Genomic DNA, 20,894 nt, shown 5'->3' with positions numbered 1-20,894 from the left:
TTTAGCTCTGTTGTTTTTAAGCGATTCATAAGATCACAAAACACCATGAATGTTCCCTCGCTTCCCACATTTTTTAATACTATTAGTTCATTGATATATAAAGGCTAATTCTGGGGATACTTTAGCATACTAGGTTTACCTGTTGAACAGAATAAAAGCTACTTTTCAGGGTATAAGTACTGCCACCACTGTGGTTGCTCTTTTAAATGCTTATCGAAGTAGGCAAGCATAGTATTCCACCAATCAAAGCGTTGATCGCGAGCAAAAATTTGATGGTCCGCCCCTTTATATTCAATAAGGTCAACATCTTTGCCTAGTAGTTTCAGCGCAGTATACATAGTGTGACTTTCGCCTACAGGTACATTGGTATCAGCATCACCATGTAATAGCAGTAGCGGTGTGGTTACTTTGTCTGCATGGAAAACCGGGCTATGTTGGCTGTATAGTTCACTATTATTCCAAGGATAGCTGTTTTTAGAGGCTTCGCCAGAATATAAATAGCCCCACCAACCGTGACCCCAATACGAGGTAATATTAGAAATCCCCGCGTGTGCGATTGAGGCACTAAACATGTCTGTTTTAGTGGTCAGTAACATAGTCATAAAGCCACCGTATGATGCGCCTAAATTACCTAAACGATTTTTATCAATAAATGGATACTGTTTTAATAGTGCTTGGGTACCTTGCATAATATCGTCAGCAGTATATTGACCCCACGCATTCACATGCTTAGCAGAGAACTGTTGGCCAAATCCAGTTGCACCGGTCGGTTGCACTACATAAACCACATAGCCATGCTCGGCCCATAAATTGAAAGGATAACGCCCAGTAAAACCACGAGTAACCGGTGATGTACCGCCATAGTAATATACTAATGCTGGGTAGTGTTTGTTCTTATCAAGATTGCTTGGAAAGTAAACACGACCTTTAATTTCAACACCTGCGGTATTGATGAAGTTAAATTCATCTAAGCTGGCTATATCGGTATTTGCATACGCTTGTGGTTTAGAATCCCACAATGTGGTTGCGGTGTTTTTATTAATACTTAACTGTTTTAATTGCTGTGGAGATGATGCATTAGAGCCGCTAACTAAAATAGCTGGGCTGCGGTTGTTTGAATAACTGAATTGTTCAACTACATCAAAACCTGTTTTGAGTTTGCTAAAGCGTTGTTTACTTTTATCGTACAGGTATAAAGCAATCGTATCTTGCTCAGTGACTTTAACGAGGGCATCGCCATTAGCGAGTACTTCAAGTTGACCAATGGCAGGATCAAATTCACGACTTAATGGTACTGCATTTTTACCATGATCAGTTAATAGGTAAAGCTGTCCATCATAGTTGTTAGCAAGCATATTCTCAGGTAGGTTTCTGCCTAAACCATCTTTAAAATCAGGACCCGCAGTGACATAAATGTCATCACCTGTGTATTTAGCTTGATTAAACGTAGTAAACTGGCCAATAACTGTGTTGCTCGCATTGGCAATATTCAGTTCCACTAACTCTGTGGTGGGGTGAGTCGACGCTTGCATTACTTGCACACCACGACTCAGTAATACCGTACCACGTTTGCTATTAAAATCTTCAATACTGTGACTAAGTGGTCCTTGGCTCAATGCTTTACTCAGGCCTGTACTTATATCTAATAAGTAAGCTTGTGAGGTTGTGCGGGCATATGACCAACGATCTTGTAAACCTTGGTAGTGTTTAGTTAGGCTGTTATCAGCTGCTGGTGATTTGGACCAGCTGAAGATTAAGCTGTTGTTATCGTAATAAGCAAAGTCACCCGCGCCCTCTAGGTTGTTGGCAATCACTTTAAGATTAAGGGTTTTTCGGTTTAATTGCTTTAATTTTCCATCTAATAGATAGACTAAATAATTGTTATCAGGGCTCCAAATAATGTTACTCGGTTGACCCGACTCAAAACGGTAAACTATTTGATTATCATCATTTTTTAGCTCAGTGATCACATTTGCTTGATTACCCGTGCTATCTTGATAATGGCGTTTTGCCACTAAATAGTGTTTGGCATCAGGTGCTAAAGATAGTGAACTGACCGTTGTGGCATCAAACAGTTGCTTGGCAGATAAACCATGTTGCTCTTTATTGCTAAAAGTTAATCGATCAATTGCTGCTTTAGGCTCGAAATCAACGTCAACATCGTGCCAATTAGCAACTTGTTCAGCAATAATCACTATTTGGTGATCGCCTTGCGGTAATGCCAGTTCATAGCTTTCTTTTGTGGCTGTTTGTTTTTCACCATTGATAAACAACTGCGCTTTTTCGATACCTTTAAGTGTCAATGTGCCTTGGCTAAAGCGCTCAGCATGAGTGGTAAACTTTAATGCTTGTAGACCGCCGAGGGTTAATGCATTTACTTTATCTAAGGTTTGCCATTTTAATTTTTCGCCAAATACCGTAATGCTTGTTGTTGGTTGTTGAATGCTAGGTAATAGGGCGTTAATAATCGCATCTTGATGCTCAGTTTGGTATGGCTTTAGCTGCATGTCGGCTGCAATTGGGCCAATAAACTTAATATCTGCTTTATCTAATGGTGCAGCCACTAGAGCGCTACTTAACGTGCTTAAAGTTAACACCGCGAGTGTGGTTGTTAGGCGAGGTGTTTTTCCGCGCCATAGTGAACTAAAATTCATTATTGAGCCTGATGTAGGGAATTTAATTTAATATAGCATGTGGTTGTGATGTCAAAAAGTGCTCTGCGATGGATTCCATTGCTCAGCAGTATAAGGTTTGAGGTTAGGGCTGACACTTGATAAGGTGTTGAGCAATTGAGTAGCGTAGAGGTAACAGTGACATTATTAATCGTTTACATGGTAGCGGCGATTACGATTTCTTTTTTATGTTCGATTATGGAAGCCGTATTATTGAGTATAACGCCTAGCTATGTTGCAGTATTACGTAAAAAAAAGCCTAAACTAGCCAAGCGTTTCGAGCACTTGAAAACTAATGTTGATCAGCCTTTAGCTGCTATTTTAACCTTAAATACGGTTGCCCATACTGCTGGAGCTGCCGGTGTAGGGGCACAAGCTGCAGTCGTTTTTTCTGATGCGGCGGTGGGAATTGCTTCGGCGATAATGACTTTGTTAGTATTAGTGTTGTCAGAAATCATTCCAAAAACTCTGGGCGCAAAGCATTGGCGAACGCTTGCACCTATGGTGACCCAAGCATTACAGTATTTAGTCATCGCACTAAAACCTTTTGTGTGGCTTGCTGAAAAACTCACCGGTATGTTGGGCCGTAATTACAACGAAGAGTATTATATTCGCCAAGAAATTGAAGCCATGGCTGATATGGGATCGCAATCAGGTGCCTTACATCAGGAAGAGTCTGAAATCATCCGTAGTTTATTGCATTTCCGTCACGCCAAATTAGATGCGCTAATTACCCCGCGTACCGTCTTGTTTAAAGTACATAAAGATTTAACCGTAAATCAATATTTGGCTGAGCATGGTTCAGCGTCGTTTTCTCGGGTGTTGGTATATGATAAAAATGGTGATGATATTATCGGTTTTGTGCATAAAAACGATATTATGCTGGCGTATCATAGGTTGGGTGAAAACTATAAAATAAGTAAGTTGATAAAACCTATTTATACTGTGCCAGAGACTTTATACGTACCTACCTTATTACATACTTTGCTAGCTGAGCGTACTCATATTTGTTTAGTGATAGATGAATATGGTGATGTGCAGGGGATTGTGACACTCGAAGATATGATCGAAGCGTTAATGGGCTTTGAAATAGTCGATGAGCATGATCAATCAGCTAATATGCAGGCAGTTGCTAAGCAACGCTGGCGTCAGCGCTTGGAAAGTAGCAATAAATTGTTAAGTGCTGAGAATACCATGGCGAAACGAAAAAATTAACGTCGGCTATGACTATTTAATGAAACCATATGTAGCCATGATTGCGCCCAACGAATAAATTCAGTTTTGCCTTTTGGGCGACTGATCAAAAAGCCCTGCATTAAGATGTGCTCTTTAAAACGATCTAAGTATTCAAGCTCTTCAACGCGCTCAATGCCTTCAGCGACAATTGTTAAGTCATCTTGAATGGCTATATTTACTAAGCTACTAACAATGACTTGAGAAAATAAATCACTTTCAATATTACTGATCAAGGTACGATCTATTTTCACCTCAGTAAAAGGCAATGTTTTTAATTGCTGTACATTGGTAAAGCCGGTGCCAAAATCATCAAGAGAAATGCCAAAACCGCGCATTCGTAAACGGTTTAGAGTTTCTAGCTGTGCAGAACTGGATAAAGCATGCTGTTCTGTGATCTCTAAAATAATCTCACTTGGGGTCAGTTGATTAAGATGTAAAATTAAAGCCAGCTTATCCGGGCAGCTTAAATCTTCTAGCTGGCAGGGGGACAAATTAAAAGCCAGTTTAAGTTTGTAGCCTAAACGAGTTTTTATTTCTGAGAAATCGCCTGTTGCCTTTTCAAACAACTGAAACGTGATCAGATTAATTAAATCTAAATCTTCAGCAACACAAATAAACCGTTCAGGTAAAAATATAGCACCTTGTGCTGCGGTCACAATTCTGGCTAATACTTCTACGCTTTCAACTTTATTATTAGTACGGTTTATTTTTGGTTGATAAAACGGCGTTATCTCATTATGGCTTATCGCATGCAGTAATTGCGTTTCAGAAATTGGTTCTGTGGGCTTTTCAGTATGACAAGCTAAATACTCTAGTTTTTGTAGCAGTGTATAAACTTGGTTGAGTTGTACTGGTTTGGCGATATTACCAATTAAATGTACGTTGTTTTTACGCGCTAAATCAGCCGCTAAATCAATGATTTTTGAATTCATTTCAGAAATAATGACAATTGCCCCAGGGTAATGTAACTCGCCAAGGTGACGAATAAGCTCCATGCCATCCATGTTCGGCATATTCAGATCAGTAAATACGGCATCAAAAGCATATGGATGCGCTTTTACTTTATTGAGGGCATCTTGCGCATCTAAACAGGTTGTTACATTGGGCACATCAAGCTCATTTAAGATAGCCTGCATCACTACTAAAATAGCTTTTGAATCATCAACGACCAAAATGCTGCGTGCTAGCTTTGTCATTTTCTTCCCTGAAATAAAATTTACTCGTTAATTAAAAGTAGTCGAGAATAGCGAAGGTGTCAGCTTTATAGTTGCAAATATATTCCATAATCTAGCTAAAAAAATGGGTATACTAACGATATAATTTTTAAGATTTGAAGTGACATCATGCAAATACAGCTGACCCTTGCTGATCAACAATTTAGTTTAGTGCTCGCGGGGCAACAAATTGTAAAAATTTTTCAGCAACAACAGGCAATCGGATTTGATAATCCACGTGTTAACTATTTTGAATTTAAGCTAAATAATCAAGTGATTGGTTTAGACACCAGTACGGTCATTGAGCATAGTATAGCGCTACATATTGATAATGAATTTGTAAAACAACTGACATTACCGCCTATTGAAAAAACTAAACCTAAGCAGGGGCTGCTTGGATTATTTGCGCTCGGTTTTAAGATTTTTAAAAGTGCGAAAGTCGTCAAGGTAGTATTAGCGGGCGCCTCAGTGGCTGGTTATGCTTGGTTATTTACGTTTGAGTTTGCGCTTATGCTAATTGCTTGTTTGGTGATCCACGAGTACGGCCATGTCAGAGCAATGCAATATTTTGGTATTAAAACCAAGGGTATCTATTTAATCCCATTTGTTGGCGGGCTTGCCGTAAGCGACGATAAAATTACCACCCGCTGGCAAGATGTGGTGATTTCTTTAATGGGGCCTGCATTTGGTTTGATCACCTCCGTACTTGGTGTGGTGCTTTATTATGCCACCGAGATGGAAATATTTGCCGGGGTCGCAGTACTCAGCGCATTATTGAATTTATTTAACTTGCTGCCTATTTTACCGCTTGATGGCGGGCATGTATTAAAAAGTATTAGCTTCTCAATGCGTTCATGGGTTGGTTTAAGTATTTGTATTTTAGGCGTGTTATTTGGCTTATGGCTAAGCTACACCTTTGGTTTAATGCTATTAGTGTTTTTCTTATTTATCGGTGCACTGGAAATCGCCTTTGAATGGCGCGGCCGCCACTATTCGCATTTACTGCCACTAGATAAATACGGGCAAGGTTTTTCGGCTGTGATGTACGCTTTGGTAGTTGCAGGCCATGTGGCTGTGATGATGCATTTTGCTGATTCTGAAAACGCAATTTTAAGCCTGCCAATGAAAATTCTATCGAGTTAACAAATTTAAATAGCGTGAGGTGTTACTCACGCTGTATTTTTGCAGCAAGCGTTACGGATAAAAACTCAACATCAATGATATAAACACGCCGGTTATAATTAGCTGCACTAAACAAAAGCCCATAATGTCTTTGGCTTTTAGGCCGGCAATTGCCAATACCGGTAAAGCCCAGAATGGCTGAATAAGATTAGTCCACGCATCCCCCCACGCTACTGCCATCGCGACGCGCGGCATATCTGCACCCAGAGCTTGTGCTGCGGGTATCACTATAGGCGCTTGTACAGCCCATTGGCCGCCACCTGAGGGCACAAATATATTTACTAAGCCAGCACTTAAAAAGCTCCAAAATGGCAATGATTGTGCACTGGCGATGGCGATAAATCCTTGTGATATCTGCTGCGCCAAACCCGTTTGTACCATGATTGCCATGATCCCTGCATAAAATGGAAACTGGATAATAATCCCTGCGCCGCTGGGGACTGCTTGCTGCAGGCTATTAAGTAAATTATACGGCGTTTGATGCAGTAAAATCGCAGAAAATAAAAACAGTGCAATCACACTGTTTAAATTAAGTGAGCCGCCACTAAACACAAAATAATTAGCTAAATAAACTAGCCCAAGTACTCCAATGCCTAGTCCTAATAACTTACTGTGTTCAATTTTATCGGCAGGGCGACTAACATTGTAGGGCTTAGGTATCGGTTCTGCTAATAGCGTTTTATCAACATAAATGCTGTCTTTTGCGCTGGGTAACATATAACGATTAACCAGTGGCATAATGATAAATAAGCCAATAACTATAGCTATATTAAATCCTGAAAACAGTGTTTCGCTGGTGTTTATCACACCAATGCTTTGCTGTGCAAAATGCTCTGACGTTGCGATAGTTAAAGGAATTGAGCCTGCCAAGCCACCATGCCAAACAATAAAGCCAGAATACGCACTGGCAACCAGTAAGCGATAATCAACGAGTGTGTGGCGGGCAATGGCTTTGGCAAATAAAGCGCCAATAACTAAGCCAAATCCCCAGTTAATCCAACTGGCGAGTAATGATACGAAAGTCACTAATAAAATAGCTTTTGGCGCAGTATTGGCAAGTTTTGCTAATTGCGTGAGCAGTCGGCTCATCATCGGTGTACTTGCCAGCATATATCCGGTGAGTAATACCAACAGCATCTGCATGGCAAAACTCAGTAAGTTCCAAAAACCACTGCCCCACGCGCTCAGCACTTGTTGTGGGTTTGAAGGTGTCACTACACACGCAATTATAAAGGTAAGTAGTGTGAGTAAAATAACAAAAATAAATGGATCGGGTAGGTAACGTTCCACTAATTTAGTGAACGGTTTGGCAACATGATTTAGCATAATGATTGTGTGTTTTGATTATTGCTACATATTGCCAATTAATCACGAAAGCGTTTAATTGGCAATATGTGTTGTAGTCGTGGTATTAAATCGCGTATTTCTTCGTCATTATAACAAACGTTAATTCAAGCACTAGCGTGGCATAAGCCACGCTTAGATACAGTGCTATTTCTGTGGTGCGAGGACCGCTTTTAAACGTGTTTGTACTTCTTCTACGAGTAAGTCTGGTTGAAATTTAGATAAAAACGCATTGCAACCCACTTTCTCGACCATGGCTTGGTTAAAGCTGCCACTGAGGGATGTGTTAAGTACCACATGCAGATTTTTTAAGCGGTTATCGTTGCGGATCTCGTGCGTTAAGCGATAACCATCCATTGCTGGCATTTCTGCATCGGTGATCACCATCAGTAACTCTTTTTCTACGTCCATGCCTTTATCAGCCCAGGCTTTAAGCATATTGAGTGCTTCAAGACCATTACTGGCTGGGATAATCTCAATACCCAACTGCGTTAATGTATCGCTCACTTGTTTTCGTGCTGTAGGTGAGTCGTCAGCATGGAGTATTTTTCGGCCAACAAATTCGTTTACGATACTTTGGTCAAGTACCTCATCAGAGATTTGCACTTCGTACTCAATAATCTCTGCTAGTACTTTTTCTACATCAATGATCTCTACTAACTGCTCTTGGCCATCACGTTGAATTTTAGTGAGCGCAGTTAGATAATGATTTTTACCGATAGAGGAAGGCGGTGGCATTATATCTGACCATGTCATATTAACGATTTGATCAACCTTACCAATTAAAAACCCTTGTACTGTACGATTGTATTCAGTGATCACTAAGTTACTATCTTCAGTATTCTTAGCCGCAGACATGCAAATCGCTTGGCGTAAATCAATAACAGGGATTGATTCACCACGAATATTGGCCACGCCTGATATTTTAGGATGGGCATGTGGAATGATACTAAGATGCGGCAGTTTCACTACTTCTTTAACTTTAAAGACATTAAGAGCAAACAAGTGACGACTGTGCAAATAAAACAATAATAACTCTAAGCGATTTTCACCAACGAGTTGAGTTCGTTGATCAACAGAAGCTAATACACCTGACATAACACGCTCGACTTTATAATTAATAATTCAAGTATAGCTTACACTGTTCTACTTTAAAAAAGCAGTCTAGATAATAATCTTGATCCTCAAAGGTATTTCAAGCATTGCCTTCATTTAAGCATTACAGTAACTTATCGGATAATTGATAGCTGAATAACCAAGTGTGGGCATGCCTTTTATATTTAAACGATTATTTTTACTAGTCAGAAACCATATTGATCAGGTTAGTTGGCAAGCTGTCGCTATTGCGACATTATTACATATGGTCTTGATCTGGTTGTTGTTAATCTTCGCAGAAGAAGTAGCACTGAGGCCAATTAGCACTTTTGTTTATTACTATATCGTTACTACCTCAACGGTAGGATATGGTGATTTTAGTGCAACTACAGATCTGGGTAGATGGATTGTGGCGATACTGCAAATTCCATTTGGTTTAGCTTTATTTGGTGTCCTGTTAGGTAAAACAGGGCAAACAGTTACTTATTTAATTAGGCGCGCTATGACGGGTGATAAAAGTTTTGCACATTTTCACAATCACATTATTATTTTTGGCTGGCATCAAATTCGTACTAAAAAAATGATTGATTATATTCTCGCTGACCAAAAGCGTTTGGATCGACGAATTTTGCTTGCGGTCACAGAGTCAATGGAGCATCCATTTTTAGCTAATGCCCATGTTGATTTTGTACGCTTAACTAGTTTTACAGATTTAAGCGAGCTGGAAAGGGTCGCAATTAAACTGGCAGATAAAATTATTATTGACGGGCAAGACGACGACGAAACTTTTACCACCGCCCTGCGCATTAGTAAATTAGTGAAAGATGACTGCCATATTAGTGCGCACTTTAACGATGAGAGTAAAGTCGAAATGCTACTAGAACATTGTTACAACGTGGAATGTTCAACGGCTAAGTCAGCCGAAATTCTAGTACGTTCAATGCAAGACCCCGGCTCAAGTCGTGTACAAGAGGAATTATTATCTACTTTGCATGGTGATACCCAGTTTAGTTTAGCTATTCCTGCTGATTTAGCGGTAATGGAATTTGGTAAATTATTTCATCATTTTAAACACGACCATGATGCTATTTTACTTGGTGTTGCTCACAACCTGAGTGCGCAAAATATGGATTTAAATCCACCACTGGATTATCCGGTTAACAGTGGTGATATTTTACATTACATTGCGGTTGATCGTGTTTTAAGCAGCGAAGTCGATTGGCAGGGGCTTGCTAAGTAATGAATGAAGTGGCGTTTTTAATTCTACTTTTGAGTGCTTATATTTTACCAGTGGTAATTGTGCTTAACAGTAAGCGCACGCAAGGTCATGAAAAAAATGGCTGGTTAATCGGCATTATCCTTTTCTCCTGGCTCGCACTGATAATGTACTTTGCGATAGTGCCCAAGCACGGGCACAAAAAGAAAACTACCAAGAAAAAGAAAGGTTAAAATTGAGTTGTCAGTTTACATATAAATTTGCCAACCGTGCTTGATTAAACAAGCACGGTTTTTTATTTTAACTGTTTTAGTTTGTGCTCCACTAAAGGATCATCAGGGGCAAGTTGCTGAGCAACTTCCAGCAGCTGAATGGCATCCTTAGGGTGTTCATCTTGGTGCTTTAGCGCGACATCAATCAATGGTTGAATATCAATTTTTGCTTGATGCTCTTGCACATGCGCTGCTTTTTCATCAATTAGTATGTTGTGCGCTTTGCTTAATAATACTTGGCGGTGTGCCGATTTAGCATTCGCCTTGTTGAGCCTTCTATAATAGTCTTCTTTAAAGCGCAGGGTTTTGGTTTGTAGGCGAAATTGCGCAATATCGACTTGTTGATGGCTAATAAAGTCGACGGCCACTTGTTTATAGAAGCCAAATTTATTTAGGTAGGTGGCATGGGTACTGTGACCCATACCAAACACGCGTAAGTGGGTTAGTTGCGAATAGCGCTTAGCATGGCCACGGTCAATACGATTGGTCGGGTCGTAAATTATATAGCCTTTAGCATTGCCTAAATCGAGATCGTGGTAATCTTGCTCCCAATCGAATTGTTGTGCTATATCGGTACTTGAGCGGTCATCCCAAGGAGCAAGTGCTTTATTTTTGGTGCTAACAGGGTGAAATAACAGTACCTTATCTAGCTTTAGTAAATTAGCAAATGCACCCACAGCAAAGCCACCTCGGCTTAAGCCGTAGCCTAATCTCTGGGTAAAGGGTGTTAGCAAGGGAGCGAGTTGCTCGAGGAAAAACAGTAAATTACGGTGTCTAAACCAATTACTTATTCCTAAGTGCTGAAAAGAAATAACATTCACATGTTGTTTTTGCGCTAGTTGAAATCCCCAAGGGCTAAAATCATCATTGAGATCATGCTCTTGGTAATTAGTACCTGCAGGAGAAAAGGTGAACAATAAAGGCTTATTTATATCAATAAAGTGATACTTAACAAAAACATCGCCAAGTAAATCGCCTCCAGAGATAGGTAATCTGGTTTGCTGTTCATCTTGAGGTAGAGTTAACCACTCATCTAACCAATACAGTAATTTCATCTAACCCCCTAACTAAAACAAGCCAACTATTTTAGCAAATTTGGAAAAAGAAGGAAAACGTGATGTATTAGCAGCAAATTATTGTTGTTACTCTGCCATTTTTATAATTGCTTGCCAATCCGCTTTAGTCACTGGCATTACCGATAATCGACCACCTTTTTTTAGAGCTATTTCGGTGATGGCGTCGTTTTCTTTAATCGCTTTTAAGCTGACTAATTTATTTAAATGCTGCTGATAGGTTACATCAACCACAACCCATCTCGGTTTATCACAGGTTGATTTAGGATCGTAATAATCACTGCTTAAATCAAACTGGCAAGGATCTGGGTAGGCTTCAGCAGTCACTATTGCGATACCTGCAACGCCGACGTGTTTACAGCTAGAATGGTAAATCATTACTAAATCGCCGAGCTTTACGCCCTCGCGCATAAAATTACGGGCTTGGTAGTTGCGCACACCTTCCCATGCAGTGGTTTGTGCAGGGGCGCTTTTTAAATCGTCGATTGAAAATGCATCGGGTTCAGTTTTAAATAACCAATACGCCATAACTAGGATCCTTGAAATATTTACATCATACTTGTCTATAGTATCATTAAAATCTAAATGGGATTGAGGAGCAACTATGAGCCAAGTTTTAGATGATTTATTGTCGTTATTAACGTTAGAAGAAATAGAGCAGGGCTTGTATCGAGGGCAAAGCCAAGATTTGGGTTTTCGTGCGGTATTTGGTGGTCAAGTCATGGGCCAAGCACTGTCTGCAGCTAAAGAAACCTTACCGGAAGGCCGTATTGTTCATTCACTGCATTCTTATTTTTTACGCCCTGGTGATGCTGCAAAGCCAATTGTGTACGATGTTGAAACGATCCGTGATGGTAAGAGCTTTAGTACTCGCCGAGTTAGTGCTATTCAATATGGAAAACCTATTTTTTATATGACGGCATCATTTCAAGGTGCTGAAGATGGCTTGTCGCATCAAGCTACTATGCCGGATGTACCTGCTCCTGAGGAGCTGCGCTCATCACTGGAGTTTTATCAAGAGCACGCATCTCATATACCTGAGGTGATCCGCAATAAGTTTATTCGCGAAATGCCGATTGAAATGCGTCCGGTCACCTTTCATAACCCATTTAAGCCAGAGGTAATGGAGCCGGTTAAACATATTTGGTTCAAAGCCAATGGCGAGATGCCAGATGATCAACGTATTCATAACTATTTATTGGCGTATGCGTCTGACTTTGAGTTTTTACCAACGGCTCTACAGCCCCATGGTGTCTCGTTTATGCAGCCAAACATGCAAGTAGCAACAATTGACCATGCGATGTGGTTTCATCGTCCGTTTCGAATGGATGATTGGATCTTATATACCATTGATAGCCCAAGTGCGAGCTCAGGGCGGGGGTTGGTGCGTGGTCAGTTCTTTGACCGTCAAGGCAATTTAGTTGCCTCAACGATCCAAGAAGGTGTAATGCGTCAGCGTTAATATGCCGCTTGCAGTTATTTTTGCTTACATTGTCCTTGCACAATATCACTAATTGACTGCCAGACTCGCGCTGGCAGCAAGGCTTTAAGATGAATATACACTTCACAAAGTTCAGTACTGCCCTGTAAGCCATTCTCGGTTTCGCTAATTAAATTTTGTTCGCGCAAGTTGCTAATAAAGCCTACCAATACTTTTTTGTCAAAAAACTCAGGAGTCTTAATACCATGCAAGGTACCTAAGCGCTGCGCTAATACTTGGCTTTCGCGTTCAAGTTCTGCGCGTTCAATTTCTTTACTGGTTTGAATAAAGCCAATCACAATGGCGTAGCGTTGCAGGGTTAAGCTAAGCGCACGACCTAGAATTTCCAGCTTGGCTAAGCAATCATTACTGTTGGTGATTTTTATGTTATCACCATCAATTTCTATTAAATCTTGATCTACAAAGCTGGCCAGTATGCGGGTGATATAATTTTCATCAAGTTCGTGTAAAAACCATTCTTTAGCAAACATCGGGTAAAAACAGTTAACCAATTTTTGGCACTGCGATACTGTCGTTTTATGGCTTTTAAATATATGCAGTGCCAGTAAGCTTGGTACGGCAAACACATGAAGAATATTATTACGGTAGTAGTTAAAGAGGATTTTCTCTTTATCGTTAATCGCGATAATCTCGCCAAACTCATCGCTTATAACGTCAAATTTATTCAACTTTAAAGCATGTTCGAGTAACTGTGATGAAGTTTCATCTGGGGTGGTGATTTTTTCACTGTAACTAGCGCTACGTTGTAAATGTAAGTAAAAGTCTAGTTGTGCTAACAATTTAGGTTTGCTCAATGCTTGCTTATCATTTACCAGTAAGATCATTGCCAGTAAATTAACTGCGTTAAGCGCGGCGGCACTATTAATATTAACCATCACTTTATCCGCTAAAGTCGCCACTTGCGGACCAAGCCATTGTGGTTTTTGTACATCAGTTGGGTGAATAGATTCACGCCAATCAGGTTGATGCTCATTTAAATATTGATTAACCGAAATCGGATCGCCAAAATTCAAATAGCCGCGGCCATAGTTTTTGAGATTTTTAATGGCTTTGAAAATACCGAAAATCGACTCGCCTTTTTTATCATCACCTGCGAGTTCTTTCAGATAAGTATTTATTTCCATGACGTGTTCATAACCAATGTACACCGGCACAATCGAAATAGGGCGATCAATACCACGTAACATAGCTTGTAGTGTCATCGCCAACATACCTGTTTTTGGTGGTAGTAAACGCCCAGTACGGCTACGTCCGCCCTCAGTATAAAACTTAACTGAGTAACCTTTGATAAACAACTGACTTAAATACTCTTTAAATACAGCAGAGTAAAGCTTGTTGCCAGCAAATGAGCGGCGGATAAAAAATGCGCCACTGCGGCGGAATATGCCGCCTGCTGGGAAGAAGTTTAAGTTAATACCAGCAGCAATATGTGGCGGTACTAAACCAAGATGATAAATCGAGTAGGTAAGTAATAAGTAATCCATGTGGCTGCGATGACACGGCATATAAATAATTTCATGACCTTTATTGGTTAGATCATGGATTTGTTCGGTGTATTTTATATCAATGCCGTTATAGAGCTTGTTCCATAGCCAGGTTAATACACGATCTGCAACACGTATGGTGGCATCACTGTAGTTAGCAGCAATCTCATCTAATAGCTTTAACGCATTTTGCCGTGCTTGCTCATGGCTGATTTTTTTGCTTTTTGCTTCATCGTTAATTGCTTTTTTTATAGTCGGTGATGCTAACAATGAATTAAATAGTTGCTCGCGTGAGGGCATTTTAGGGCCCGTTGCTGCCAATTTTTGACGACGAAAATGCACCCTAGCGACGCGAAGTAATTTATGAGGTAACTCATCAACATCGGCTTTTTCATTTACTAATAACGATAAATCCAACGGTTGACTAAAGCGTATAAAGTTATCACGCCCTGAAAACAGTAATACAAAAAACTTACGAAACCAGCTAGGTGTAAGTGAGTGCGAAACCAGCGTACCTAAACCTGGTTTTTCTTTACCTGGATTACGACCCCATAAAATAGTGACCGGAATGACTTGCACGTTTTTTTCGCCACTGGTAAATAGTTGAGCAATTATTTGTTTACCCTGGTTTAGCGCGTCAGTTGGCTTCGCTTGGCTGCCAAACAGTGGTGGTGGATTTTGTAGGCCAATAAAGCGGTCTAACTCTGCATTACCCAACAGCTGTTGTTCAGTTGGTCTGGGCAGGTTGTACTTCTTACAAACTCGGTCAAGAGCTGCTAAATCTGAGCGAGCATTAAGTTTAACTATATAAAAAGTAGGGTAGGCGGGATTAAGACCGTATTGTTCAATTGGGTTCTCGGGCAGTACTTTGCTTTTCACAAATAGGCGATTCATCACCATAGACACAAAATTCAAGCAATAATTAAAAATACGCATCAACTCACCAAGGTTAAGGATTAAGAGATAAAAGCAAAATAAGGATGAATAATAACAATTAAAAACTGGACTGACCATTATCATTAGTGCCAAGTACGATTGCATGGCTCCCTAACTATAGTAAATCCCCAGTAATGACGACATAGTGACAACCCTTTTTTACAGTATAAATAATCCTCATTCTGGTAGTTTGAAATAGTTGTTGCATTTATCACCAATATCACTATAATACGCAGGCTTTCAAAATTCCCCCGGGAACTTGGAAGGAACATTAAGCTTGGATTTCAAGCTAATAAAACAGGAGTTCCGATTTGGAACTCAACGTAGATATAAATCAACAACCGGCATCTTATGTTTTTAAGATTGTTTCGGTCGTTTTTTTATGCTCTTTTAAATGCTCTTTATATTGAGGTTTAAGAATGTCAAATCAACGCATTCGTATTCGCCTAAAAGCTTTTGACCACCGTTTGATTGACCAATCAACGGCGGAAATCGTGGAAACTGCGAAACGCACTGGCGCACAAGTACGTGGTCCAATTCCACTACCTACACGCTTTGAACGTTTTACTGTACTTACATCACCGCACGTTAATAAAGATGCGCGTGATCAGTACGAGATCCGCACCCATAAACGTCTGATCGACATCGTAGAACCAACTGACAAGACTGTTGACGCACTTATGCGTTTAGATCTTGCTGCTGGTGTTGATGTTCAAATCAGCCTGGGTTAATCGAAAGATTAGAGAGGTTTTAGGAAAATGGCATTAGGTCTAGTCGGTCGTAAAGTGGGTATGACACGTATCTTCACTGAAGATGGTGTATCTATCCCTGTGACAGTTATTGAAGCGACACCTAACCGCATTGCTCAGATCAAATCTGACGCAACAGACGGTTATAACGCGCTTCAAGTAACCGCAGGCACTAAAAAAGCAAGCCGTGTAAACAAAGCAACAGCGGGTCACTTCGCTAAAGCTGGTGTTGAAGCGGGTCGCGGTCTGTGGGAATTCCGCCTAAATGGTGGTGAAGGCGATTTTGAAGTAGGCGCTGAGCTTACTGTTGAATTATTCAACGAAATCAACAAAGTTGACGTAACCGGTACTTCTAAAGGTAAAGGTTTCCAAGGTGGTGTTAAGCGCTGGAATTTCAGCATGCAAGACGCTACACATGGTAACTCTCTATCTCACCGTGCTCCTGGTTCAATCGGTCAAAACCAATCACCTGGTAAGGTGTTTAAAGGTAAGAAAATGGCCGGTCATATGGGTGCTGAGCGTGTAACGACTCAAAACTTAGAACTAGTACGCGTTGACGCTGAGCGTAACTTGCTTTTAGTTAAAGGTGCAGTACCTGGCGCTATCGGCGGTGACGTTATCGTTAAACCTGCTGTTAAAGCATAAGTCCTGGAGATTTAGTGATGGAATTAGCAATTAAAGACGCTTCTGGCGGTCTTGAAGTTTCTGAAGCTACTTTTGGACGTGAGTTTAACGAAGCATTAGTACATCAAGTAGTTGTTGCATACGCAGCAGGTGCTCGTCAAGGTACTCGTGCTCAGAAGACACGTTCTGAAGTAAGCGGTGGTGGTAAAAAACCATGGGCTCAAAAAGGTACTGGCCGTGCACGTGCTGGTACAATCCGTAGTCCAATTTGGCGTTCAGGTGGCGTTAGCTTCGCAGCTAAACCACAAGACCACAGCCAAAAAGTAAACCGTAAAATGTACCGCGGTGCGATCAAAAGCATTTTATCTGAATTAGTTCGTCAAGAGCGTTTAATCGTTGTTGAAAGTTTTGCTCTAGCAGCACCAAAAACTAAAGAACTAGTTGCTAAGCTTAAAGAACTTGAGCTTAAAGATGTTCTAATCGTAACTGAAGAAGTAGATGAGAATCTATTTTTATCGGCACGTAACCTGTACAAGGTTGACACGCGTGATGTAGCTGGTATCGACCCTGTAAGCTTAATCGCTTTCGATAAGGTACTTATTACAGCAGCTGCTGTTAAGCAACTTGAGGAGACGCTAGCATGATTCGTGAAGAACGTCTTTTAAAAGTGATCCTTGCTCCACATATCTCTGAAAAAAGCACTATTGCTGCTGAAGAAAACAACACGATTGTTTTCAAAGTAGTAAATGACGCAACTAAAGCTGAAGTTAAAGCAGCTGTAGAGAAGCTTTTTGAAGTGGAAGTAACTGGTGTTCGCACACTTAATGTTAAGGGTAAAACAAAACGTACTGGCGCACGTTTCGGTCGTCGTAGCGACTGGAAAAAAGCTTACGTTACTCTTAAAGAAGGCAGCGAACTAGACTTTGTCGGCGGCGCCGAGTAATAAGGGGAGTTAGAATTATGGCACTTCAAAAGTGTAAGCCAACTTCTGCGGGTCGTCGTCACCTAGTTAAAGTGGTAAACCCAGATCTACATAAGGGCAAGCCATACGCACCACTATTAGAGAAAAACTCTAAATCAGGTGGTCGTAATAACAATGGTCGTATTACGGTTCGTCATATCGGTGGTGGTCATAAGCAGCATTACCGTTTAATCGATTTTAAACGTACTAAAGATGGCATTCCAGCCACTGTTGAGCGTTTAGAATATGATCCAAATCGTAGCGCAAACATCGCACTTGTATTATATGCAGACGGTGAGCGTCGTTACATTATCGCACCAAAAGGCTTAAAAGCTGGTGATGCAATCCAGTCTGGTGTTGATGCACCAATCAAGCCTGGTAATGCATTACCTATGCGCAATATGCCTGTAGGTTCGACTGTTCACAACGTAGAATTAAAACCAGGTAAAGGTGCTCAAATCGCACGTTCTGCTGGTGCATACGTTCAAATCCTTGCTCGTGATGGTCAGTATGTAACATTACGTCTTCGTTCAGGCGAAGTTCGTAAAGTTGAATCAGATTGTCGTGCGACGCTAGGTGAAGTAGGCAATGCTGAGCATATGCTTCGTTCACTTGGTAAAGCAGGTGCAAATCGCTGGCGTGGTATTCGTCCGACAGTTCGTGGTGTTGCCATGAACCCGGTTGATCACCCACACGGTGGTGGTGAAGGTCGTACATCTGGTGGTCGTCATCCTGTGTCTCCATGGGGTAAGCCGACTAAAGGTGCTAAGACGCGTAAGAACAAGCGTACGGATAAATTTATAGTACGTCGTCGTACTAAGTAATATTGAGGAATAGCCATGCCACGCTCTCTCAAGAAGGGTCCTTTTATAGACCTACACTTGCTGAAGAAGGTAGAGAAAGCTTTGGAAAGCGGTGACAAGAAGCCAATTAAAACTTGGAGCCGTCGTTCAATGATCATACCTAACATGATCGGATTGACCATTGCTGTCCATAATGGTCGCCAGCATGTACCAGTTTTCGTTTCTGACGAAATGATCGGTCACAAACTAGGTGAATTTGCACCAACTCGCACTTACCGTGGCCACGCTGCGGATAAGAAAGCGAAGAAACGTTAAGAGGGGAATGATAAATGCAAGCATTAGCTAAACATAAATTCGCCTCTGGTTCGGCGCAAAAAGCACGTCTAGTTGCAGATCAGATCCGCGGGTTACCTGTCGATCGCGCACTAGAAATCCTGGCGTACAGCCCTAAGAAAGCGGCTGTATTAGTTAAGAAAGTACTTGAGTCTGCTATTGCTAACGCAGAGCATAACGAAGGTGCTGACATTGATGAGCTACGTGTAACAACGATCTTTGTGGACGATGGTCCAACAATGAAACGTATTATGCCACGTGCTAAAGGACGCGCAGACCGCATCCTTAAGCGTACAAGCCACATCACTGTTGTGGTTTCAGATAGCTAGGAGTATAAGTAATGGGACAAAAAGTTCATCCTACTGGTATTCGCCTAGGTATATCTAAACCTTGGGTTTCTACCTGGTACGCGAGTTCAAAAGATTTCTCTGCACAGCTTTTTGGCGATCACAAAGTACGTACATTCCTTACTAAGGAATTGAAAGCGGCTTCTGTGTCTAAAATCGTTATTGAGCGTCCAGCAAAATCAATCCGCGTAACAATTCACACGGCTCGTCCGGGTGTTGTTATCGGTAAAAAAGGCGAAGACGTAGAAAAATTACGTCAAGCGGTAACTAAGATTGCTGGTGTACCTGCTCAGATCAATATTTCTGAAGTACGTAAACCAGAACTAGATGCACAACTAGTAGCAGACGGCATTGCCTCTCAACTAGAGCGTCGTGTTATGTTCCGTCGCGCTATGAAGCGTTCGGTACAAAATGCAATGCGCATCGGTTCTAAAGGGATCAAAGTTGAAGTTAGCGGTCGTCTTGGCGGCGCAGAAATCGCACGTTCAGAATGGTATCGTGAAGGTCGTGTACCTCTACATACTCTTCGTGCTGATATCGACTACGCAACTTCTGAAGCCTTAACCACTTATGGTATCATTGGTGTTAAAGTTTGGATCTTCAAAGGCGAAGTTATTGGTGGTTTACCACTAGTACAAGAGCAAGAGAAGCCAGCTAAACGCGCACCAAAGAAAGCCAAAAAAAGTGCTAAGTAGAGGTAGCGAGTAATGTTACAGCCAAAACGTACAAAATTCCGTAAAATGCACAAAGGCCGCAACCGTGGTTTAGCGCAAAACGGTAACAAAGTAAGCTTCGGTACTTTCGGTTTGAAAGCTACTGGCCGTGGCCGCATGACTGCTCGTCAAATCGAAGCAGCTCGTCGTGCCATGACACGTCACGTGAAACGTCAAGGTAAAATCTGGATCCGTGTCTTCCCTGACAAACCGATCACAGAAAAGCCTCTTGAAGTTCGTATGGGTAAAGGTAAAGGTTCTGTTGAATATTGGGTTGCTGAAATTCAGCCTGGTAAAGTACTTTACGAAATGGAAGGTGTTTCTGAAGAGCTTGCTCGTGAAGCATTCGACCTTGCTGCTCGTAAACTGCCATTCAAAACAACTTTCGTAACTCGGACGGTAATGTGATGAAAGCAAGCGAACTAAAAGATAAAAGCGTAGAAGAGCTTAATGCTGAACTTCTAGGTCTTCTTCGTGAGCAGTTTAACCTGCGCATGCAAGCAAGCACTGGTCAGTTAGCTCAAACTCACACGCTAAGAACAGTACGTCGCGATATCGCGCGTGTAAAAACAGTTATTAACCAGAAGGCAGGTCAATAATGAGTGATAAAATTCGTACTCTTCAAGGCACTGTAATCAGCGACAAGATGGAAAAATCTTTCACTATCGCTATCGCACGTTACGTGAAGCACCCAATCTATGGGAAATTCATCAAACGTACGACTAAATTACACGTACATGACGAAAATAACACAGCAAAAGCGGGTGACGTTGTTACTATCCGTGAATGCGCTCCAATCTCTAAGACTAAGTCTTGGACATTAGTAGACGTTATTTCTAGTCCAAAACAAGCTTAATTTTTAATTAAGTCTGTTTTATAAAAAGCCCCGGCATTAGCTGGGGCTTTTTGCGTTTGGAGCAGCTTTTAGCGGTAAGCTTTCAGCCGTCAGCGCGGAGTAAATTTTCCTACCATAGCTTGGGTTGAGTCTATTGAGGGCCGGGAAGAAGAGAACAGTAATACCAATCGACTTAAATATTTAACCATTCTAGCGAGCTAAATAAAGCGCTAACTGCGTTATAATTTTTTCAAGTAGAACAACTACATGTCAAAATTTACGCCTTGTTATCACTGTATTTATC

The 20,894-nt window shown here is 41.1% G+C and carries 23 protein-coding genes; 16 read left to right on the top strand and 7 right to left on the bottom strand.

Annotated features, from left to right (window positions below; all coding sequences use genetic code 11):
* Positions 1 to 158: 158 nt before the first annotated feature.
* Positions 159 to 2,654, bottom strand: a complete 2,496-nt coding sequence (locus tag H5232_RS18660) for a S9 family peptidase (RefSeq protein WP_182831312.1) — start codon at positions 2,652 to 2,654, stop codon at positions 159 to 161.
* Positions 2,655 to 2,810: 156 nt separating this feature from the next.
* Between H5232_RS18660 and H5232_RS18655 the strand changes: the two genes are divergently transcribed.
* The gene (locus H5232_RS18655) at positions 2,811 to 3,887 is read left to right on the top strand and encodes a CNNM domain-containing protein (RefSeq protein WP_149980678.1); all 1,077 of its coding nucleotides are present in this window, start codon (positions 2,811 to 2,813) and stop codon (positions 3,885 to 3,887) included.
* Here the strand turns inward: H5232_RS18655 and H5232_RS18650 are convergent.
* On the bottom strand, positions 3,884 to 5,104 hold the full coding sequence (locus H5232_RS18650; RefSeq protein WP_149980438.1) for an EAL domain-containing protein: 1,221 nt from the start codon (positions 5,102 to 5,104) through the stop codon (positions 3,884 to 3,886). The genes H5232_RS18655 and H5232_RS18650 overlap by 4 nt on opposite strands.
* Before the next feature lie 144 nt (positions 5,105 to 5,248).
* On the opposite strand from H5232_RS18650, the gene H5232_RS18645 reads away from it, so the two are divergent.
* Positions 5,249 to 6,265 carry a metalloprotease gene (locus H5232_RS18645; protein ID WP_182718563.1) on the top strand — a complete coding sequence of 339 codons (1,017 nt, stop codon included), beginning with the start codon at positions 5,249 to 5,251 and terminating at the stop codon, positions 6,263 to 6,265.
* Between the two features lie 51 nt (positions 6,266 to 6,316).
* Here H5232_RS18645 and H5232_RS18640 read toward each other — a convergent pair whose 3' ends face one another.
* Together H5232_RS18640 and H5232_RS18635 are read right to left on the bottom strand one after the other, a co-directional pair.
* A complete protein-coding gene (locus H5232_RS18640) occupies positions 6,317 to 7,630 on the bottom strand; it encodes a short-chain fatty acid transporter (protein WP_182797937.1) in 1,314 nt (437 codons plus the stop codon).
* A 165-nt stretch (positions 7,631 to 7,795) separates the two neighbouring features.
* Positions 7,796 to 8,746, bottom strand: coding sequence for a chemotaxis protein CheV (locus tag H5232_RS18635; protein WP_149980441.1), 951 nt, complete (start codon positions 8,744 to 8,746; stop codon positions 7,796 to 7,798).
* 169 nt (positions 8,747 to 8,915) lie between these two features.
* Here H5232_RS18635 and H5232_RS18630 point away from each other — a divergent pair, with 169 nt between their 5' ends.
* Positions 8,916 to 9,983 (top strand): potassium channel family protein, encoded by a 1,068-nt coding sequence (locus H5232_RS18630; protein ID WP_182831311.1) that lies wholly within the window; start codon positions 8,916 to 8,918, stop codon positions 9,981 to 9,983.
* Complete coding sequence (locus H5232_RS24335) at positions 9,983 to 10,192, top strand: hypothetical protein (RefSeq protein WP_149980443.1); 210 nt, start codon at positions 9,983 to 9,985, stop codon at positions 10,190 to 10,192. Before H5232_RS18630 ends, H5232_RS24335 begins: the two co-directional genes overlap by 1 nt.
* Before the next feature lie 62 nt (positions 10,193 to 10,254).
* Here the strand turns inward: H5232_RS24335 and H5232_RS18625 are convergent, their stop codons facing one another.
* Positions 10,255 to 11,286 (bottom strand): cytosolic protein, encoded by a 1,032-nt coding sequence (locus tag H5232_RS18625; RefSeq protein WP_149980444.1) that lies wholly within the window; start codon positions 11,284 to 11,286, stop codon positions 10,255 to 10,257.
* Between the two features lie 87 nt (positions 11,287 to 11,373).
* On the bottom strand, positions 11,374 to 11,832 hold the full coding sequence (locus H5232_RS18620) for an EVE domain-containing protein (RefSeq protein WP_182718560.1): 459 nt from the start codon (positions 11,830 to 11,832) through the stop codon (positions 11,374 to 11,376).
* A gap of 76 nt (positions 11,833 to 11,908) precedes the next feature.
* Here H5232_RS18620 and tesB point away from each other — a divergent pair, with 76 nt between their 5' ends.
* Entirely contained in the window at positions 11,909 to 12,766 is an 858-nt protein-coding gene (gene tesB, locus H5232_RS18615) for an acyl-CoA thioesterase II (RefSeq protein ID WP_145237887.1), read from the top strand.
* A 14-nt stretch (positions 12,767 to 12,780) separates the two neighbouring features.
* Here the strand turns inward: tesB and plsB are convergent, their stop codons facing one another.
* Positions 12,781 to 15,225, bottom strand: a complete 2,445-nt coding sequence (gene plsB / locus H5232_RS18610; RefSeq protein ID WP_149980446.1) for a glycerol-3-phosphate 1-O-acyltransferase PlsB — start codon at positions 15,223 to 15,225, stop codon at positions 12,781 to 12,783.
* Between the two features lie 419 nt (positions 15,226 to 15,644).
* Between plsB and rpsJ the strand changes: the two genes are divergently transcribed.
* The 11 genes from rpsJ to rpsQ are packed head-to-tail and all read left to right on the top strand — an operon-like array spanning position 15,645 to position 20,611.
* The gene (rpsJ, locus tag H5232_RS18605; protein ID WP_002957900.1) at positions 15,645 to 15,956 is read left to right on the top strand and encodes a 30S ribosomal protein S10; all 312 of its coding nucleotides are present in this window, start codon (positions 15,645 to 15,647) and stop codon (positions 15,954 to 15,956) included.
* 27 nt (positions 15,957 to 15,983) lie between these two features.
* On the top strand, positions 15,984 to 16,619 hold the full coding sequence (gene rplC, locus H5232_RS18600) for a 50S ribosomal protein L3 (RefSeq protein WP_054206125.1): 636 nt from the start codon (positions 15,984 to 15,986) through the stop codon (positions 16,617 to 16,619).
* 17 nt (positions 16,620 to 16,636) lie between these two features.
* Positions 16,637 to 17,242 (top strand): 50S ribosomal protein L4, encoded by a 606-nt coding sequence (gene rplD / locus H5232_RS18595; protein ID WP_054206126.1) that lies wholly within the window; start codon positions 16,637 to 16,639, stop codon positions 17,240 to 17,242.
* Complete coding sequence (gene rplW, locus H5232_RS18590) at positions 17,239 to 17,541, top strand: 50S ribosomal protein L23 (protein ID WP_054206127.1); 303 nt, start codon at positions 17,239 to 17,241, stop codon at positions 17,539 to 17,541. The genes rplD and rplW overlap by 4 nt, the downstream gene beginning before the upstream one ends.
* Positions 17,542 to 17,558: 17 nt before the next feature.
* Positions 17,559 to 18,383, top strand: a complete 825-nt coding sequence (gene rplB / locus H5232_RS18585; protein WP_007376192.1) for a 50S ribosomal protein L2 — start codon at positions 17,559 to 17,561, stop codon at positions 18,381 to 18,383.
* Between the two features lie 15 nt (positions 18,384 to 18,398).
* The gene (gene rpsS / locus H5232_RS18580) at positions 18,399 to 18,677 is read left to right on the top strand and encodes a 30S ribosomal protein S19 (RefSeq protein ID WP_010561269.1); all 279 of its coding nucleotides are present in this window, start codon (positions 18,399 to 18,401) and stop codon (positions 18,675 to 18,677) included.
* 14 nt (positions 18,678 to 18,691) lie between these two features.
* On the top strand, positions 18,692 to 19,024 hold the full coding sequence (gene rplV, locus H5232_RS18575) for a 50S ribosomal protein L22 (protein ID WP_004588690.1): 333 nt from the start codon (positions 18,692 to 18,694) through the stop codon (positions 19,022 to 19,024).
* Positions 19,025 to 19,035: 11 nt separating this feature from the next.
* Positions 19,036 to 19,737: a 30S ribosomal protein S3 gene (rpsC, locus tag H5232_RS18570; protein ID WP_054206128.1), complete on the top strand. Its 702-nt coding sequence runs from the start codon at positions 19,036 to 19,038 to the stop codon at positions 19,735 to 19,737.
* A gap of 12 nt (positions 19,738 to 19,749) precedes the next feature.
* A complete protein-coding gene (rplP, locus tag H5232_RS18565; protein ID WP_002957890.1) occupies positions 19,750 to 20,163 on the top strand; it encodes a 50S ribosomal protein L16 in 414 nt (137 codons plus the stop codon).
* Entirely contained in the window at positions 20,163 to 20,354 is a 192-nt protein-coding gene (gene rpmC / locus H5232_RS18560) for a 50S ribosomal protein L29 (RefSeq protein WP_054552371.1), read from the top strand. Before rplP ends, rpmC begins: the two co-directional genes overlap by 1 nt.
* Entirely contained in the window at positions 20,354 to 20,611 is a 258-nt protein-coding gene (gene rpsQ / locus H5232_RS18555) for a 30S ribosomal protein S17 (RefSeq protein ID WP_016709053.1), read from the top strand. Before rpmC ends, rpsQ begins: the two co-directional genes overlap by 1 nt.
* The last annotated feature ends 283 nt before the right edge of the window (positions 20,612 to 20,894 follow it).

The organism is Pseudoalteromonas sp. SG41-5 (genome assembly GCF_014164495.1).
Lineage (GTDB): Bacteria > Pseudomonadota > Gammaproteobacteria > Enterobacterales > Alteromonadaceae > Pseudoalteromonas > Pseudoalteromonas rhizosphaerae.
Note: the sequence above shows the minus strand (reverse complement) of the source record. Positions and strands in the feature narration are given on the sequence as shown.

What these genes read in the sequence shown, in the direction of transcription:
- rpsC (WP_054206128.1), top strand. Translation starts at nt 19,036, where the DNA reads ATGGGACAAAAAGTTCATCCTACTGGTATTCGCCTAGGTATATCTAAA.
- rpsS (WP_010561269.1), top strand. Translation starts at nt 18,399, where the DNA reads ATGCCACGCTCTCTCAAGAAGGGTCCTTTTATAGACCTACACTTGCTG.
- H5232_RS24335 (WP_149980443.1), top strand. Translation starts at nt 9,983, where the DNA reads ATGAATGAAGTGGCGTTTTTAATTCTACTTTTGAGTGCTTATATTTTA.
- rplD (WP_054206126.1), top strand. Translation starts at nt 16,637, where the DNA reads ATGGAATTAGCAATTAAAGACGCTTCTGGCGGTCTTGAAGTTTCTGAA.
- rpsJ (WP_002957900.1), top strand. Translation starts at nt 15,645, where the DNA reads ATGTCAAATCAACGCATTCGTATTCGCCTAAAAGCTTTTGACCACCGT.
- rplB (WP_007376192.1), top strand. Translation starts at nt 17,559, where the DNA reads ATGGCACTTCAAAAGTGTAAGCCAACTTCTGCGGGTCGTCGTCACCTA.
- rpmC (WP_054552371.1), top strand. Translation starts at nt 20,163, where the DNA reads ATGAAAGCAAGCGAACTAAAAGATAAAAGCGTAGAAGAGCTTAATGCT.
- plsB (WP_149980446.1), bottom strand. Translation starts at nt 15,225, where the DNA reads ATGCGTATTTTTAATTATTGCTTGAATTTTGTGTCTATGGTGATGAAT.
- rplW (WP_054206127.1), top strand. Translation starts at nt 17,239, where the DNA reads ATGATTCGTGAAGAACGTCTTTTAAAAGTGATCCTTGCTCCACATATC.
- rplV (WP_004588690.1), top strand. Translation starts at nt 18,692, where the DNA reads ATGCAAGCATTAGCTAAACATAAATTCGCCTCTGGTTCGGCGCAAAAA.
- H5232_RS18630 (WP_182831311.1), top strand. Translation starts at nt 8,916, where the DNA reads ATGCCTTTTATATTTAAACGATTATTTTTACTAGTCAGAAACCATATT.
- H5232_RS18650 (WP_149980438.1), bottom strand. Translation starts at nt 5,104, where the DNA reads ATGACAAAGCTAGCACGCAGCATTTTGGTCGTTGATGATTCAAAAGCT.
- H5232_RS18640 (WP_182797937.1), bottom strand. Translation starts at nt 7,630, where the DNA reads ATGCTAAATCATGTTGCCAAACCGTTCACTAAATTAGTGGAACGTTAC.
- rplC (WP_054206125.1), top strand. Translation starts at nt 15,984, where the DNA reads ATGGCATTAGGTCTAGTCGGTCGTAAAGTGGGTATGACACGTATCTTC.
- rpsQ (WP_016709053.1), top strand. Translation starts at nt 20,354, where the DNA reads ATGAGTGATAAAATTCGTACTCTTCAAGGCACTGTAATCAGCGACAAG.
- rplP (WP_002957890.1), top strand. Translation starts at nt 19,750, where the DNA reads ATGTTACAGCCAAAACGTACAAAATTCCGTAAAATGCACAAAGGCCGC.
- H5232_RS18635 (WP_149980441.1), bottom strand. Translation starts at nt 8,746, where the DNA reads ATGTCAGGTGTATTAGCTTCTGTTGATCAACGAACTCAACTCGTTGGT.
- H5232_RS18625 (WP_149980444.1), bottom strand. Translation starts at nt 11,286, where the DNA reads ATGAAATTACTGTATTGGTTAGATGAGTGGTTAACTCTACCTCAAGAT.
- H5232_RS18620 (WP_182718560.1), bottom strand. Translation starts at nt 11,832, where the DNA reads ATGGCGTATTGGTTATTTAAAACTGAACCCGATGCATTTTCAATCGAC.
- tesB (WP_145237887.1), top strand. Translation starts at nt 11,909, where the DNA reads ATGAGCCAAGTTTTAGATGATTTATTGTCGTTATTAACGTTAGAAGAA.
- H5232_RS18660 (WP_182831312.1), bottom strand. Translation starts at nt 2,654, where the DNA reads ATGAATTTTAGTTCACTATGGCGCGGAAAAACACCTCGCCTAACAACC.